Annotated in this window: 16 protein-coding genes; 6 read left to right on the top strand and 10 right to left on the bottom strand. The window is 56.7% G+C overall.

The annotated features are described in order from the left end of the window. Positions 1-357 precede the first annotated feature (357 nt). From ABIC80_RS19315 to ABIC80_RS19305, 3 genes are all read left to right on the top strand, one after another. Positions 358-1,194 (top strand): MetQ/NlpA family ABC transporter substrate-binding protein, encoded by an 837-nt coding sequence (locus ABIC80_RS19315; protein WP_139569087.1) that lies wholly within the window; start codon positions 358-360, stop codon positions 1,192-1,194. A 62-nt stretch (positions 1,195-1,256) separates the two neighbouring features. Next, positions 1,257-2,276, top strand: a complete 1,020-nt coding sequence (gene sfbB, locus ABIC80_RS19310; protein WP_263753065.1) for a virulence-associated ABC transporter ATP-binding protein SfbB — start codon at positions 1,257-1,259, stop codon at positions 2,274-2,276. After that, positions 2,269-2,928, top strand: a complete 660-nt coding sequence (locus ABIC80_RS19305; RefSeq protein WP_023479087.1) for a methionine ABC transporter permease — start codon at positions 2,269-2,271, stop codon at positions 2,926-2,928. Before sfbB ends, ABIC80_RS19305 begins: the two co-directional genes overlap by 8 nt. A 318-nt stretch (positions 2,929-3,246) precedes the next feature. Here the strand turns inward: ABIC80_RS19305 and mnmH are convergent, their stop codons facing one another. From mnmH to ppiB, 5 genes are all read right to left on the bottom strand, one after another. Continuing rightward, positions 3,247-4,320, bottom strand: a complete 1,074-nt coding sequence (gene mnmH / locus ABIC80_RS19300) for a tRNA 2-selenouridine(34) synthase MnmH (RefSeq protein ID WP_429178317.1) — start codon at positions 4,318-4,320, stop codon at positions 3,247-3,249. Between the two features lie 215 nt (positions 4,321-4,535). After that, positions 4,536-5,600, bottom strand: coding sequence for a 5-(carboxyamino)imidazole ribonucleotide synthase (gene purK / locus ABIC80_RS19295; RefSeq protein WP_263753063.1), 1,065 nt, complete (start codon positions 5,598-5,600; stop codon positions 4,536-4,538). Then, positions 5,597-6,106: a 5-(carboxyamino)imidazole ribonucleotide mutase gene (purE, locus tag ABIC80_RS19290; protein WP_242389333.1), complete on the bottom strand. Its 510-nt coding sequence runs from the start codon at positions 6,104-6,106 to the stop codon at positions 5,597-5,599. The genes purK and purE overlap by 4 nt, the downstream gene beginning before the upstream one ends. A gap of 128 nt (positions 6,107-6,234) precedes the next feature. Beyond that, entirely contained in the window at positions 6,235-6,957 is a 723-nt protein-coding gene (gene lpxH / locus ABIC80_RS19285; RefSeq protein WP_429178315.1) for a UDP-2,3-diacylglucosamine diphosphatase, read from the bottom strand. Positions 6,958-6,960: 3 nt separating this feature from the next. Next, positions 6,961-7,455 carry a peptidylprolyl isomerase B gene (ppiB, locus tag ABIC80_RS19280; RefSeq protein ID WP_023479044.1) on the bottom strand — a complete coding sequence of 165 codons (495 nt, stop codon included), beginning with the start codon at positions 7,453-7,455 and terminating at the stop codon, positions 6,961-6,963. Between the two features lie 174 nt (positions 7,456-7,629). Here ppiB and cysS point away from each other — a divergent pair, with 174 nt between their 5' ends. Beyond that, positions 7,630-9,015, top strand: a complete 1,386-nt coding sequence (gene cysS, locus ABIC80_RS19275) for a cysteine--tRNA ligase (protein ID WP_094419571.1) — start codon at positions 7,630-7,632, stop codon at positions 9,013-9,015. A 90-nt stretch (positions 9,016-9,105) separates the two neighbouring features. Here cysS and ABIC80_RS19270 read toward each other — a convergent pair whose 3' ends face one another. The 5 genes from ABIC80_RS19270 to folD all read right to left on the bottom strand — a co-directional run bounded on the left by ABIC80_RS19270 (position 9,106) and on the right by folD (position 13,772). Next, complete coding sequence (locus ABIC80_RS19270; protein ID WP_429178313.1) at positions 9,106-9,627, bottom strand: metal-dependent hydrolase; 522 nt, start codon at positions 9,625-9,627, stop codon at positions 9,106-9,108. A gap of 66 nt (positions 9,628-9,693) precedes the next feature. After that, positions 9,694-10,710 carry a substrate-binding domain-containing protein gene (locus ABIC80_RS19265; RefSeq protein WP_023479039.1) on the bottom strand — a complete coding sequence of 339 codons (1,017 nt, stop codon included), beginning with the start codon at positions 10,708-10,710 and terminating at the stop codon, positions 9,694-9,696. A 66-nt stretch (positions 10,711-10,776) separates the two neighbouring features. Beyond that, positions 10,777-12,279: a PTS transporter subunit EIIC gene (locus ABIC80_RS19260; RefSeq protein ID WP_128483459.1), complete on the bottom strand. Its 1,503-nt coding sequence runs from the start codon at positions 12,277-12,279 to the stop codon at positions 10,777-10,779. Between the two features lie 412 nt (positions 12,280-12,691). Further along, complete coding sequence (ybcJ, locus tag ABIC80_RS19255; protein WP_023479056.1) at positions 12,692-12,904, bottom strand: ribosome-associated protein YbcJ; 213 nt, start codon at positions 12,902-12,904, stop codon at positions 12,692-12,694. A 1-nt stretch (position 12,905) separates the two neighbouring features. After that, complete coding sequence (folD, locus tag ABIC80_RS19250) at positions 12,906-13,772, bottom strand: bifunctional methylenetetrahydrofolate dehydrogenase/methenyltetrahydrofolate cyclohydrolase FolD (protein WP_042717786.1); 867 nt, start codon at positions 13,770-13,772, stop codon at positions 12,906-12,908. 513 nt (positions 13,773-14,285) lie between these two features. On the opposite strand from folD, the gene fimA reads away from it, so the two are divergent. Beyond that, a complete protein-coding gene (fimA, locus tag ABIC80_RS19245; RefSeq protein ID WP_429178311.1) occupies positions 14,286-14,840 on the top strand; it encodes a type 1 fimbrial major subunit FimA in 555 nt (184 codons plus the stop codon). A gap of 94 nt (positions 14,841-14,934) precedes the next feature. Further along, positions 14,935-15,621 carry a type 1 fimbria chaperone FimC gene (fimC, locus tag ABIC80_RS19240; protein ID WP_429178310.1) on the top strand — a complete coding sequence of 229 codons (687 nt, stop codon included), beginning with the start codon at positions 14,935-14,937 and terminating at the stop codon, positions 15,619-15,621. Positions 15,622-15,623: the final 2 nt, after the last annotated feature.

Genomic DNA, 15,623 nt, shown 5'->3' with positions numbered 1-15,623 from the left:
GGTTGCCATAAATGCCTGATGGCGCTTCGCTTATCAGGCCTACGGAAATGTACCAGCGTAGGCCGGATAAGGCATCGCCGCCATCCGGCAATCGGTCTGGCATTGTGCCCGGTTGCCATAAATGCCTGATGTCGCTTCGCTTATCAGGCCTACGGAACTGTGCCAGCGTAGGCCGGATAAGGCATCGCCGCCATCCGGCATTTCTCCTCTCTCACCCTGACAAGTTGAATTTTTTTCAATTACCGCTGCGCTGGCTTTGTGCCATCTTATTCCCCGGCCTTATCGACAAGGCGCACACTGAACGCGACGCACTGCACGCCGCGTCACACAGCACATCATTACCATCAGGGAGAATGTATGGGACCTCGTCTCGGTTTACGCGCGCTTTTTGGCGCACTACTTCTGGTTTGCGGTCTGCCTTTCGCGCAGGCCAATAGCGATCCACACACCATCGTTTTCGGCGTCGCGCCGGGGCCGTATGGCGATATGGTTAAACAGGCGATTGCCCCTTCGTTGAAAGAGAAGGGCTATAAAGTTGTGGTACGCGAATTCAGCGATTACGTGCAGCCAAACATGGCGCTGGCTAACGGCAGTATCGATGCCAACCTCTTCCAGCACAGCCTCTATTTCGATAAATTCACCGCCGATAAAGGCCTCAAGCTCAGCAAGCTGATCGCCGTGCCGACAGCCGGGATGGGTTTTTACTCGCACAAAATCAAAAGCCTCGATGAGCTGAAGAAGGGCGACATCATCACCCTCTCAAACGACCCTACCAACCTGGCGCGCGGGCTGCGCTTCCTGCAATCGCTGGGGCTGATTACCATCAAAGACGCTATCGATCCGACCAAAGCCTCCGAGCGCGATATCGCCAGCAACCCGAAAGGGCTGGTGTTTAAACCGCTGGAAGCCGCGCAACTGCCGCGTACGCTTGATGGCGTCACCGCCTCGCTGGTAAACGGCAACTTTGCGGTCGCCGCCGGGATGGATCTCGCTTCGGCGATCAAGCAGGAGAAGCTCGACGAGAACCTGAAAAACATCATTGCTGTGCGCAGTGAAGATGCCGACAAGCCCTTCGCGAAAGATATCGTGACGGCGGTGAAATCCCCGGCTTACCGCGCGGTGATCGACGATCCGAAAAATATCTTTGCCGCTTTCCAGAAACCCGACTGGATGCAGAGCGCGGATAAACAATAACAGCGGATGAGTGATCGGGCAGGCTGCGGCCTGCCTTTTGTTTTTTGCCGTTTGAGGTTGGCATGATTGAACTAGATAACGTTTGCGTCGATTTTCCGGCCGGGCGCGGTGGCAGCGGCGCGACGCGCGCCGTCGAGGCGGTCTCGCTGCGCATTGCTGCCGGAGAGATTTTCGGTATTGTTGGCACCAGCGGCGCGGGAAAAAGTACCCTGCTGCGCACGCTTAATGCTCTGCAACGCCCAAGCGAAGGGCGAGTCAATATTAACGGCGTCACCATTTCTGATTTAGAGGGCGTGACGCTGCGTAAGGCGCGCCAGCGCATTGGCATGATTTTCCAGCACTTCAACCTGATGCACACCCGCACAGTGGCGCAGAACGTCGCCTTCAGCCTGAAGGCTGCGGGGTGGGAGCGGAGTAAAATTGCGCCACGCGTGGCGGAGATCCTCGCACTGGTAGGCTTAAGCGATAAAGCGAATCGCTACCCGGTGCAGCTTAGCGGCGGGCAGAAGCAGCGTGTCGGTATTGCGCGCGCCATCGCCAACCACCCGGACGTGCTGCTCTGCGATGAGCCGACTTCCGCGCTGGATCTGGAAACTTCTGCCACCATTCTGGCGCTGCTTAAAGAGATTAACGCGCAGATGGGGATCACCATTGTGCTGATCACCCATGAGATGAATGTCATCAAAACTATCTGCGATCGCGTGGCGGTGATGTCGGCGGGCAAAGTGGTAGAAGAGGGCGAGGTGTTCGATATTTTTGCCCATCCGCAGCACCCGTTTACGCAGCAACTGGTGTCGCACACTCTCAACCTGACGCTGCCCGCGCGTCTGCATGAACATCTTCCCGGTCAGCTGCTGAAGGTGCTGTTTATTGGCGACTCTGCCGAGCAGCCGGTGCTTTCGGACGCTGCGGTGAAATTCGGCGTGGCGGTCAATATTCTGCACGGCAAAATCGAGTATATCGGTGAGCGCGCGTTGGGCATTTTAGTGGTGCAGCTGACGGCGGAAAATCCGCAGGCAGTCAGCGATGCCGTGGCGTACATTCACAGCCGGACGGCGCAGGTGGAGGTGATCCGTGGATGATTTACTGGCTGATTTGAGCCTCGCCTTTGGCGAAACATTCCAGATGCTCAGCATCTCAACGGTGCTGGCGATTGTCGGCGGCCTGCCGCTCGGTTTCCTGATTTTCGTCACCGACAGGCATCTGTTCTGGCAAAACCGCGCCGTCTACCTGTTGAGTTCCATTCTGGTGAACATTATCCGCTCGGTGCCGTTTGTCATCCTGCTGGTGTTGCTCCTGCCGCTGACGCAGTGGCTACTCGGTAACACCATTGGGCCTATAGCGGCGTCGGTGCCATTATCGGTGGCGGCTATCGCCTTTTATGCGCGGCTGGTGGACAGCGCGCTGCGCGAAGTGGACAAGGGGATTATTGAGGCGGCGGAAGCTTTTGGTGCCAGCCCGCTGCGCATTATCTGCACCGTGCTGCTGCCGGAAGCGAGCGCCGGGCTGCTGCGCGGCTTAACCATTACGCTGGTCAGCCTGATTGGCTATTCCGCGATGGCGGGGATTGTCGGCGGCGGCGGGGTCGGCGACCTTGCGATCCGTTTCGGCTATTACCGGTATGAAACCCAGGTGATGATTGTCACCGTCGTGGCGCTGATTATTCTGGTGCAGATTGTGCAGGTCGTCGGCGACTGGCTGGCAAAACGCGCCGATAAACGCGACCGGCATTAGACCCAAATGGGATGTGCCTGATGGCGCTTCGCTTATCAGGCCTACCAAACCCATTGGCATCAGGGTCTGTAGGCCGGATAAGGCAACGCCGCCATCCGGCAATTGAGTGCGGTGCGGCACATGCCTGATGGCGCTTCGCTTATCAGGCCTACAAACCCATCGACGTCACGGTATGTAGGCCGGATAAGGCACCGCCGCCATCCGGCAATTGAGTGCTGTGCGGCACATGCCTGATGGCGCTTCGCTTATCAGGCCTACAAAACCCATCGACGTCACGATATGTAGGCCGGATAAGGCATCGCCGCCATCCGGCACGCTTCACTGTGCTGCCAGCCAGGCAGAAACCTCTTTGAATGTGCCGCGAAAATGGACGATCGGCGCGCGTTTCTCCAGCTGGTAGCGATACATCGGATCGTAATAGACCTCCAGCAACGGGGCGAGCCAGGCGAAATGCGCCTCTGTGGTGCCGCGGCTTCGCTGCTCAGCCAGCGCCGCCTCCAGATGGAGAGTCAGTTGCTCATAGCGCTGTAAACCGAGCCGGCGGCGAATGGCAAACAGCCCGTGGCGCAGATACTCCGCGTAAGTCTCCCATCCTTCCTCTTCACCGTCACGGTCAATAAAAGCCTGCAGGGTCTGCACAAAATACTCCTCGCGCAGCCGCTCAAGGCGCAGCTCAAACGGATCGTCGACAATCACCAGCGGCGATTGCGCCATACGCTCGCGCAGAGCTTCGGGCAGATGGTTTGCGCCAATCGCCCGGCCTTCATCTTCCAGCAGCCAGAACGGCGGCGACACTTTTAGCAGCGCGGCCGCCAGGTGGTTTTCAAACGTCGCCTGCGCGTGCTGCGCCTTAGCCGTGCGGCCAAACGACGAACCGCGATGGTGGGCAAGCCCCTCCAGATCGATTCCGTTGCGGTGCTCGCGTACCAGCAGGGTTTTGCCGCTGCCGGTACAGCCGCCCACCAGCAGTAGCGGGCGCTGAATGCGCGCCTGTGTCGCCTCAATTGCCGCCTGGCGCAGTGCTTTATAGCCGCCTGCGACCAGCGGTAGATCAATCTGCCGCTCGCGCAGCCACTGCTGCACAATATGCGAGCGCTGGCCGCCGCGCGCGCAGCAGAGCAGGGCTTGTGGCGCGGTTTTATGGGCTGCGACCCACGCCGCAATTCGCTGCTCGCGGGTATCGCCATTAACCAGTTTATGGCCGAGCCGCAACGCGGCTTCTGCACCGTCGCGTTTATAGCAGGTGCCGACGGCAGCGCGTTCGCTGTCGTTCATCAGCGGCAGGTTGATGGCGGCGGGCATCGCGCCTTTGGCAAATTCAACCGGGGCGCGGAGATCAATAAGGGGCGTGTTATCCCGCAGGATGGCGAGATAATCGGTGGCGTCGTTCATCGGGCGTCCTTCTGCAAAAACTGGTGCCGATTTTACGCCGGAATGTGTCGGGTGTGGGGGAATTTTGCCGGATGGCGCTTCGCTTATCCGGCCTACGGTGTAGGAGCGGAGGGATTTTGCCTGATGGCGCTTCGCTTATCAGGCCTACAAAACCCGTCGGGGTCATGCAATGTAGGCCGGATAAGGCGCAAGCCGCCATCCGGCAGCTGTGACCCTTACAGTTTCGACTGCGCCCAGGCAATGCCGCTGGCATACTCGGGGGGCAGTAACGGCACCAGCGCTTCCAGCGTCGCGCTGAGGCGACCTGTATCGCTGTCATTCAGGTTGAGATGGCCCACTTTGCGCCCGGCGCGCACCTCTTTGTCATACCAGTGCAGATGCACCAGCGGCAGCTTCAGCCAGTCGTAGTTAAGATCGCTGCCGATCAGGTTGATCATCACCGACGGGCTGTTGACCACCGGCGGCGGCAGGGGTAAATCGACTATCGCGCGCAGATGCAGCTCAAACTGGCTGATCGAGGCACCATTTTGCGTCCAGTGACCGCTGTTGTGCACGCGCGGTGCCAGCTCATTGATCAGCAGCCCGCCAGGAGTCACGAAACACTCCATTGCCATCACGCCGACATAGTTCAGCTCATGCATAATCGCCGACAGCATCGCTTCCGCCTGCTGCTGCTGTTTAGCATTCGGCTGCGGGAAGACCACGCTGGTGCGCAAAATCCCGTCCTGATGCAGGTTGTGAGTCAGCGGATAAAAAACGGTGCTGCCATCGTGGGCGCGGGCACCGACCAGCGACACTTCGCCGGAGAAGTTGATCCCCTGCTCAACGATGCACTCGCCGTAGCACTCCTCCGGCAGCTGATCGATATCGGCTGCGCGTAAACGCCACTGGCCGCGACCGTCGTAACCGCCAACGCGGCGCTTCACGATCGTCAGTTCGCCCAGGCGCTCGAACACGCCTGGCCACTCGCTTTTATCGGCCAGCAGCTGCCACGGCGCGGTGGCAAGGTTAAGTTTGTCGAACAGCTGTTTTTGCGTGAAGCGATCGGCAATCACCGGGAAAACGTCGCGGTTCACAAACGCCGGATGGCGTGCCAGCTCGCGGGTTAACGCGGTTTCTGGCCAGCGCTCAATCTCGGCGGTAATCACGCTCTGCTGAAATGGCACCGCTTCCGGTGCGTCGTCCAGCCCGACCGGCCAGACGGCAATGCTTAACGGCTCGCCCGCCTGGCGCAGCATGCGCCCAAGCTGACCGTTGCCCAATATACAGACCTGTTTCATGCCGCACCCCGTGGATCCGGGTTATCCAGCACTTCATCCGTCTGCCCCTGGCGCCAGTCGGCCAGGCGCTGATGCAGCGCGGCATCATGCTGGGCGAGGATCTGCGCTGCCAGCAGCGCCGCGTTTGACGCGCCCGCTTTACCAATCGCCAGCGTACCGACGGGAATACCGCGCGGCATCTGCACGATGGAGTAGAGGCTGTCGACGCCGCTTAAGGCTGCGGTTTGTACCGGCACACCCAGCACCGGCACCAGCGTTTTGGCGGCAATCATGCCCGGCAGATGCGCCGCGCCGCCAGCGCCTGCGATAATCACCTGAAAGCCGTTTTGCTCCGCCTGTTCAGCAAAGCTAAACAGTTTATCGGGCGTACGGTGGGCAGAGACGATTTCAACGTGGTGCGGGACATTCAGGGTATCGAGGATTTCTGCAGCGAATTGCATGGTGGCCCAATCGCTTTTAGAACCCATAACAATGGCGATGCGCGCCGGTTGGTTGCTTAAAGACATGCGTCTCAAAACTCCTGTGGGTGTGCTTCAGACTACTTCAGAGGGCAGAGAGAATAGCATGGAAAAAAGGCAAGGAAAACGGTTGCGCAGTGAAGTTTGCCTGATTCGTGGGTAAGCCAGTTGGGGTTTCAGAAGGGGAATTGCACCAGTTCAACGTCGCTTTCGCTGACGCGGATCATTGAGCCTTCGCTGTGCCAGGCACCGAGTACGGCGCGAAAGGCGGGCGCCTCATTCGCGGTCAGTGGATGAACGGCCGGGCGGTGGGTGTGACCGTGGATCAGCCACTGGACGCGATGCTTTTCCATCGCCTCAATTACGGCCTGCTGGTTGACGTCCATGATCGCCAGCGATTTGCTGCTGTTGGCGGCACGGCTGTCGGCGCGCATTTTTGCCGCGACGCGGTGGCGAATAAACAGCGGCAGGGCGAGAAACAGAGTTTGCAGCCACGGCTGATGCACTTTGGCGCGAAAGGCCTGGTAGCCAGCATCGTCGGTGCAGAGCGTATCGCCGTGCATAATCAGCACCTTACGCCCATACAGCTCAAGCACTTTTTCCTGCGGGAGAAGCTGCATACCGCTTTCGCGGGCGAAGCGTTTGCCGATCAGGAAATCGCGGTTGCCGTGGATGAAATAGCAGGGGACACCGCTGTCGACAAGGGCGCGGAGGGCGGCTGCGACGCGCTGGTGCAGCGGGTTGGGATCGTCATCGCCGATCCAGGCTTCGAACAGATCGCCCAGAATGTAGAGCGCATCGGCCTCACGGGCAACGCCGTCTAAAAAATGGAGAAAACCGGCGGTGATCGCCGGTTCTTCAGTGTGCAGATGCAGATCTGCGATAAAGAGTGTTGCCACGAATTACTCGCTGACGTCCACGCTTTCGATGATCACATCTTCTTTCGGAACGTCCTGGTGCATGCCGCTGCGACCGGTAGAGACCGCTTTGATTTTGTCGACCACGTCCATACCTTCAACCACTTCTGCGAAGACGCAGTAGCCCCAACCCTGCAGGTTTTCACCGCTGAAGTTCAGGAAGTCGTTGTCCGCGACGTTGATGAAGAACTGTGCGGTTGCGGAGTGCGGAGCCTGGGTACGCGCCATTGCCAGCGTGCCACGGGTGTTTTTCAGGCCGTTGTTGGCTTCGTTTTTGATCGCGTCTTTCGTGACTTTCTGATTCATGCCCGGTTCGAAACCGCCGCCCTGAATCATAAAGCCGTTAATCACACGGTGGAAAATCGTGTTGTTGTAGAAACCTTCACGGCAGTAGTCCAGGAAGTTTTTAACTGTTTCAGGCGCTTTGTCATCAAAGGTTTTGATTACGATATCGCCGTGATTAGTGTGGAAAGTAACCATTATTGCATCCTGTTCTGATAGTGTGGTGCGTAGACCCGCGTTTGGGTCAGAGATAGTGGCTTGTTATAGCATAACCGCGAGGCTGGATCACCTTGCAAAGTGAGCTGCTTCGGGTTTGAATTACAGGTAATATATACGGTTTTCACGCCCACACACGTCTACATGGAATCTTCGATGTTAAAAATTTTTAATACACTGACGCGCCAAAAAGAGGAATTCAAACCTATCCATGCCGGGGAAGTCGGCATGTACGTGTGTGGTATCACTGTTTACGATCTCTGTCACATTGGTCATGGCCGTACTTTCGTAGCCTTTGACGTCGTCGCCCGCTACCTGCGTTTCCTCGGCTATAAGCTGAAGTATGTGCGCAATATCACCGATATCGACGATAAGATCATCAAACGTGCCAATGAGAACGGTGAAGATTTCGTTGCGCTGGTCGATCGCATGATCGCCGAAATGCACACCGATTTTGACGCACTCAATATTCTGCGCCCGGATAACGAACCGCGCGCGACGCACCATATTCACGAAATCATTGAGATCACCGAAAGCCTGCTGGCGCGCGGCCACGCCTACGTGGCGGATAATGGCGATGTAATGTTCTCCGTGCCAAGCGATCCGAACTACGGCCAGCTTTCGCGCCAGGATCTCGACCAGCTGCAGGCAGGCGCACGCGTTGAAGTGGCAGATATCAAACGCAACCCGATGGATTTCGTGCTGTGGAAGATGTCCAAGCCGGGCGAGCCGAGCTGGCCGTCGCCGTGGGGCGAAGGGCGCCCAGGCTGGCACATTGAGTGTTCGGCGATGAACTGCAAACAGCTGGGGTCGCATTTTGATATTCACGGCGGCGGGTCGGATCTGATGTTCCCGCACCATGAAAACGAAATCGCCCAGTCGACCTGTGCGCACGATGGCGAGTACGTTAACTACTGGATGCACTCCGGTATGGTGATGGTTGATCGCGAGAAGATGTCAAAATCGCTGGGTAACTTCTTTACCGTGCGCGACGTGCTGAAGTATTACGATGCGGAAACCATTCGCTACTTCCTGATGTCCGGCCACTACCGCAGCCAGCTCAACTACAGCGAAGAGAACCTCAAGCAGGCCCGCTCGGCGCTGGAGCGTCTCTACACCGCGCTGCGCGGAACCGATGCTTCGGTCGCGGCTGAGGGCGGTGAAGCCTTCGAAGCGCGCTTTATTGAAGCGATGGATGATGACTTCAACACGCCGGAAGCCTACTCGGTGCTGTTTGATATGGCGCGTGAAGTGAACCGCCTGAAAACGGAAGATGCTCATTCAGCAAACGCGCTGGCCTCGCATATGCGTAAACTCGCGGGCGTACTGGGTCTGCTGGAGCAGAACCCGGATCTCTTCCTGCAAAGCGGCGCGCAGTCAGATGACGGCGAAGTTGCTGAGATTGAGCAGCTTATTCAGCAGCGTCTGGATGCGCGTAAAGCGAAGGACTGGGCGGCGGCTGATGCCGCGCGCGATCGCCTGAATGAAATGGGCATCGTGCTGGAAGATGGCCCGCAGGGCACCACCTGGCGCCGTAAGTAATCCCGCAAAGCGGACAGCCGTTCGCGCTGTCCGCTTATCGAAGCCGCCATCCGCGCTGTGCCGGATGGCGGCTTTTTCTTTCTACAGACCTTACCGTCTGCGCCACCACAATAATCCCATCACCACCACGCCCGGCAGCCATACCCACATCAGCTCAGAGAGGATTACCTGATGCCCGTAGGGCGTGGTATAGCGTGACAGGGCGAACGGCGCGACTTTGATCACCTGCCACGGCGCGAAAAAGCGTTCATCAGTCCAGGGCCAGAGCCAGCCAACCCCTTTCCCGCCGGTAGTGATGGAGTCCAGCAAGCTGTGCGACAGCAGAGAGAGGGTTAAAAATGCCCAACAGCGCGCGAGGCTTGCCTTAAAGCGCTTATGCCCAAGCCAGGCGACCAGTAGCGGAACGACAAAGGCGAAGAGCAGGGAGTGGGTAAAACCGCGGTGGCCGAGAACATCGCCGTAGGCAACGCCGAATTTAAACGCCAGCACATCGGCGTCCGGCAGCATGGCAAGTCCCATTCCCGCCAGCAGCAAACCCCGAGGGATGACTTTACTGCCGAGCCCAAGCCCGAGACAGAGCGGGACAGCAGCGTGAGTGACGATAGTTGGCATAAAGTATCTCCCTGAGAAAAAAGGGATTATAGCCAAAACGCGCCCTCTTCACGCCTGATTTGCGCGTCAGGCGGATTCACGCACGATGAGCTGCCCTGAGAGGGTTATGCGCTGCGTCTGTAACTGCGGCTCCTTGAGCTTGCGCATCATCAGCCCGGCGGCCTGGCGTCCGCTCTCTTCACTGGCGGAGGAGACATAGGTAAACGCTGGCGAGGTGAGATTGATGTGCAGCATATCCTCAAAGCCGACCAGCGCCACCTGCTGGGTCAAAAAGAGATCTTTACCGACGGTGCGCCCGGTGTGATGAATGCCGCTTATCGAGCCAATCATCGCATCGGGTGAGTGGCAGAGCAGGGCGGTGATGGTGTTGTGCTGTTCCAGCAGCTGACGAGTCGCGCGGCTGGCGGCCTCCGTGTCGCCGTGGCAGGCGGGCGTCGCGCCGTCGCGCAGTACCAGGCCGTGCTGCGCCATGGCGTGGCGAAAACCGAGCAGCCGCTGCTGGCGGATCACATCTCCCTCAATACCGCCGATATAGGCAATATTGCGATGACCGCGTTCAATCAGGTAGCGGGTCGCCAGCGCGGCGGCCTGGCGGTTATCACGCATTACCAGATCGCAGGGCTCCTCCAGCAGCGATTGCGAGACCACCACCAGCGGCAGCGCGCACTGTTGCAGTTGCGCGGGCAGGGTGAGCGATCGCGTGTCGCAAGAGAGGTAAATGACGCCAGCCACGCCCTGCTGTTTAAAAGAGAGCAGGCTGCGCTCGAGGTGCTCGCCATCATTCAGCGGCTGGCCGAGAAAGACCATAAAGCCGTGCTTTTCCAGCTCCTGCACGATGCTGGCCATTACTTTGATTGAGAAGCTGTCGCTGAAGTCGCGCAGGATAAGACCGATAAGATTGGAGGTGTTGGCGCGCAGATTCGCCGCCGCGACGTTATGCACATACCCGAGTGCGGCAATCGCTACCTGCACTTTTTCGATGGTCGCGTCGGAGATTTTCCCTTTCTGGCGCAACACCAGCGAGACCGTAGAAACGGAGACGCCCGCGTGCTTTGCCACATCAATAATGCTGACTTTCTTCAACGCTGCTCCCTGTCGTTTACGCTGTTCAGCCGGGCCTGACACGCCGGTGCGTGCCAGGCCGTTATCTTATGCTTTGCCGATCTGTGTGGACATGCTCTGGGCAATAAATTGTGCCCTTGCGCCAAAAATGACCTGGATGCCGCTGTCGCCGACAAACACCACGCCGCGCGCGCCAAGATTATTCAGCCCATCTTTATCCACTCTCTTGCTATCGGCTACTTCCAGACGCAGACGGGTGATGCAGGAGCCGACGGAGGCGATATTCTGCTCGCCGCCCAGCAGGCCAATGATTTCACCGGCCAACTCGCTGTCGGTTTTATCATCTGCCGTCGCCGTTACGTCCGTGCGACCCGGAGTTTTGACATCAAAACGACGGATCACAAAGCGGAAGGTGAAGTAGTAGATCACCGCCATCGGGATACCGACAATCACTGCGTTAAGGTAGTTGGTTTGATAGCCGTTAAACGACGGCAGGATGCCGAACGACAGGTAGTCGATAAAGCCAGCGGAGAAGGATTTGGCGATATGCGCATGTAGCAGATACATCGACATATAGGCCAAGCCCGCCATGATGGCGTTAAAGACGTAGAGGATCGGGGCCACAAAGATAAAGGTGAACTCAACCGGCTCGGTGATGCCCGTCAGGAAGCAGGTCAGCGCGGCGGAGAAGAGAATACCGAAAGCGATCTTTTTGTTACGTGTATGCGCTTCGTGGTACATCGCCAGACAGGCCGCTGGCAGCGCAAACAGCATCAGCGGGAACTCGCCCTGCATAAACTTACCGGCGTCGTGGTAGCTGTCGCTGCTGAAGGATTTCACACCCTCTTCCAGCATTTTGAACCAGATTGTCTGATCGCCGTGGATCACCTGGCCTGCCTGAGTGGTGTAATCGCCAAATGAGTACCAGAACGAAGGGTACCAGATATGGTGCAGGCCCAGCGGGATCAGCGCGCGTTCGACCAGACCGAAGATAAAGGTCGATGCCGCCTGGTTATCGCCGTTGACAACTACTGACAGCGCATCGATACCGGCCTGAATATGTTGCCAGACATAGGGCAGCAGCAGGCCGAGTAAGAACGAGAGAAACGCGGTGGCGATGGCGACAAAACGCTTACCAGAGAAGAAGCCGAGAAACTCCGGCAACTGCAAAGTATGGAAGCGGTTATAGCACCAGGCAGCGAGAATACCGCAGATAAGGCCGCCAAAGACGCCCATCTGTAAGGTCGGGATGCCGACCACCATCGCGTATTTACCGCCCTGCGAGGCCATCTCCGGCGTAATGCCAAGCATGGTGCCGATAGTAATGTTGGTGATGAAGACCGAGACCGCCGCCGAGAGGGCAGCGATGCCCGATTCCGAGGCCAGACCAACCGCAGAGCCGATGGCGAAGAGCATGGGCAGGTTATCAAAGATGACGCCACCGGCATTCATCATTAACGGCAGGTGGAATTTATCGCCGAAGGCCAGTAACAGGCCCGCAGCGGGTAGCAGCGAGATAGGCAGCATTAACGCGCGACCAATCATCGACAATTTAGAGAGCGATTTAACAAATCCAGATATCAGACTCATGCTGACTTCCCCCGAAGTTGCGCGTTTTGCGCGTTATTTTTGTTAGTAGAACGTTTTAGTAGAACGTTCTACTTATCGTGAGATAACTCTTAAAACGCCGCAACAGAAATTTGGTGTTCAGCAAGAGGAATTGGTGATTCTTTGAGGTTGATCGGTAATTGACCGTTATCGGTGGAGGGGCATTGAGTGGGCATTGCCGGATGGCGGCTGCGCCTTATCCGGCCTACGCGGATCGGATCATCATGGGAGATCGTAGGCCCGATAAGCGCAGCGCCATCGGGCAGGCTTGCCGCAGAGGGTAAGCGGGGAAAGCGTAGGCCCGATAAGCACAGCGCCATCGGGCAGGCTTGCCGCAGAGGGTAAGCGGGGAAATTGTAGGCCCGATAAGCGTAGCGCCATCGGGCACAAGAGGTTACGCGGTGACGGTGACGCTCTGCCCGTCGAAGGTCACGGTTTGCCCGGCGACAATTTTGCAACGCTTACGCGTTTCAACCACGCCGTCGACCTTCACATAACCGTCGGCGATAACGATCTTCGCTTGCGCGCCGCTCTCGCTCCAGCCTTCCAGTTTCAGCAGATCGCACAGCTCAACGTGCGGGTGTTTACCAAGGGAAAATGTTGCCATCTTAATTGCCTTTTACATCGTGATATTCTTCACACGCCTGCAGCGTGTTCTGGATCAGGGTTGCCACGGTCATTGGACCGACGCCGCCGGGAACAGGCGTAATGTAAGCGGCACGCGCAGCGGCCTCCTCAAACACCACATCACCCACTACTTTGCCGTTTTCCAGCCGGTTGATCCCGACATCGACAACAATCGCGCCCTCTTTAATCCACTCGCCGGGAATAAAGCCCGGTTTGCCCACCGCGACGATCAGCAGATCGGCGTTTTCCACATGGTGGCGCAGGTTTTTAGTAAAGCGGTGCGTTACGGTGGTGGTGCAGCCAGCCAGCAGCAGCTCCATACTCATCGGGCGGCCAACAATGTTCGACGCGCCAATCACCACGGCGTTCAGACCGAAAGTGTCGATGTTGTAACGCTCAAGCAGGGTGACGATCCCGCGCGGCGTGCAGGGACGCAGACGCGGTGCACGCTGACACAGACGTCCGACATTGTAAGGATGAAAGCCGTCTACGTCTTTATCGGGCGCGATACGCTCAAGCACTTTAACGTTGTCGATGCCCGCAGGCAGCGGCAGCTGTACCAGAATGCCATCGATTGCGCTGTCGGCATTAAGCTTATCAATCAGCCCCAGCAGCTCGGCTTCGCTGGTGGTTTCCGGCAAATCGTAAGAGCGGGAGATAAAACCAACCTCCTCGCACGCTTTGCGTTTACTGCCGACATAAATTTGTGAGGCCGGGTTGCTGCCAACCAAAACGACGGCCAGACCGGGCGCGCGAAAACCGGCGGCAACGCGGGCACGAACTTTTTCAGCAACCTCAGAGCGCACCTGCTGCGCAATCGTTTTACCATCAATAATTTTTGCTGCCATCAGAGAGAAGATCCATCTGTTAAATTGCCTAAAGGGGATGCGCGCTATTCTGTCAGAAGCACGCCGCGCTGTCAGTTACCGTTTGCGGATTTCACTGGCCAGCCTGGAGGAGGCAGAGGGTTCCGTTCATGAATTAACAAAAAAGAAACAACTCATCACCCCTAGGAAACGTAAGGTTAAGCCTGCATCTATGCGGTATTCGCCGCTATTTCATAAGCCCTCAATAAAATATGGCAGGGCTGTTTCTTAGCTCTTCTTAAGAAACCACTTAGGGGAAATGCAGCATTTGTGTCTATTTAAAAATTTGCGACAGGGATAATTTAATAGCGCAGCAAGAAATAATGATAATTACATAACTTTAATTCGTTTTGCTTGACCTGGGGGGCATACGAATGAGGAGTACTTCGTAATATTTTCATGGACGAGAATATCTTTCGGGCAGTTAATGCCTTCAGTCATCGGCGAAATTCAACAGGATGATGAACATCGCCAGACTAATTATAAGGATATGATATGAACACCAGACCCATAGTTATTTCGCTTGCAGCGAGCATGATGCTGTTATCCGGTGTAGCGCAGGCCCGCGGGCCAGTCGTTATTCCGGGTGGTAATATTCATTTTGAAGGTGAACTGGTACAACTTGCCTGCGCAGTTAGCGTGCAGTCAAACACCCAGACCGTTGCCATGGGCCAATATCATACGACCTTGTTTAGCAATGTCAGTGATACGACGCCTCTGGTGCCGTTTACACTCACGGTAAATGACTGCGATCGCAGCGTTGCCACGCAGGCATCTGTCGCTTTCGCAGGCAAGGCTGATGATGTCGATCCGACGTTGTTAGCACTCACTGCGGGCGATAGCGGCGCCAGCGCGAAAGGGGTTGCTATTGAGATCCTCGACAGTAATTCCCAAAAGCTGAAACCCGACGGTGCAACTTACTCTGTTGCGCAAAACCTGGCGACCGGAAGCAATACGTTGCAGTTCGCCGCCCGCTATAAAGCAACCTCGGCAGAAGTGACGCCGGGTTCGGCCAATGCTGACACGATGTTTATTATGAAGTACGAATAAGGAATGGGGGACAGGAGGCTACACTCTCAGGGATGAGTTCTTGTGGACATCTGTTTATTTTGTCTTGAATATTCTTATTACAAGAAAGTTGACCATGCAGAATTTATTACGAATGGGTATTGCGGCTATATTTATTATTTCCAGTGCCGTAAGTGCGGAAGGTGGGATTTCTTTAGGTGCCACGCGTGTTATATATCCGGCCGAGGCGAAACAGACTTCTCTCGCGGTAAATAATAGTGACAAGAAATCCCGTTTTTTAATTAATTCATGGGTTGAAAATGAGCAGGGGCAGAGAGTAAAAACATTTGCTGTCACCCCGCCATTATTCGTTAGTGAACCGAACAGTGAAAATACGTTACGAATTATTTATGTCGGCCCACCGCTGCCCGGCGATCGGGAATCGCTGTTCTGGCTCAATGTCAAAGCGATCCCCTCAGTGGATAAGGAGACCATGGCGGGCAAAAACGTGCTGCATCTGGCGATTTTGTCCCGCATTAAGCTCTTTGTGCGCCCCTCAACGCTCGTCGATCCGGCAAGAGATGCCCCGGCGGCACTGAGCTTTGCCCACGAAGGGAACACGCTGAAGATCACCAATAAGTCGCCCTACTATATTTCGCTGGTGAATGTGCATATCAACCAGCGGAAGTTAAACAACGTCATGGTTGCGCCAAAAAAGAGTACGCAGGTGGCGTTGCCGCCCGATGCCCGGGGCGATCTCACTTTTCAGACAGTCAATGACTACGGTGCCGTTACGGCAGTAAGAAGGGTTAGCCTGCGTTAGAC

Origin of the sequence: Kosakonia sp. 1610, assembly GCF_050435845.1 — a bacterium.
In the GTDB taxonomy this organism is placed as follows: Bacteria; Pseudomonadota; Gammaproteobacteria; order Enterobacterales; family Enterobacteriaceae; genus Kosakonia; species Kosakonia cowanii.
Note: the sequence above shows the minus strand (reverse complement) of the source record. Positions and strands in the feature narration are given on the sequence as shown.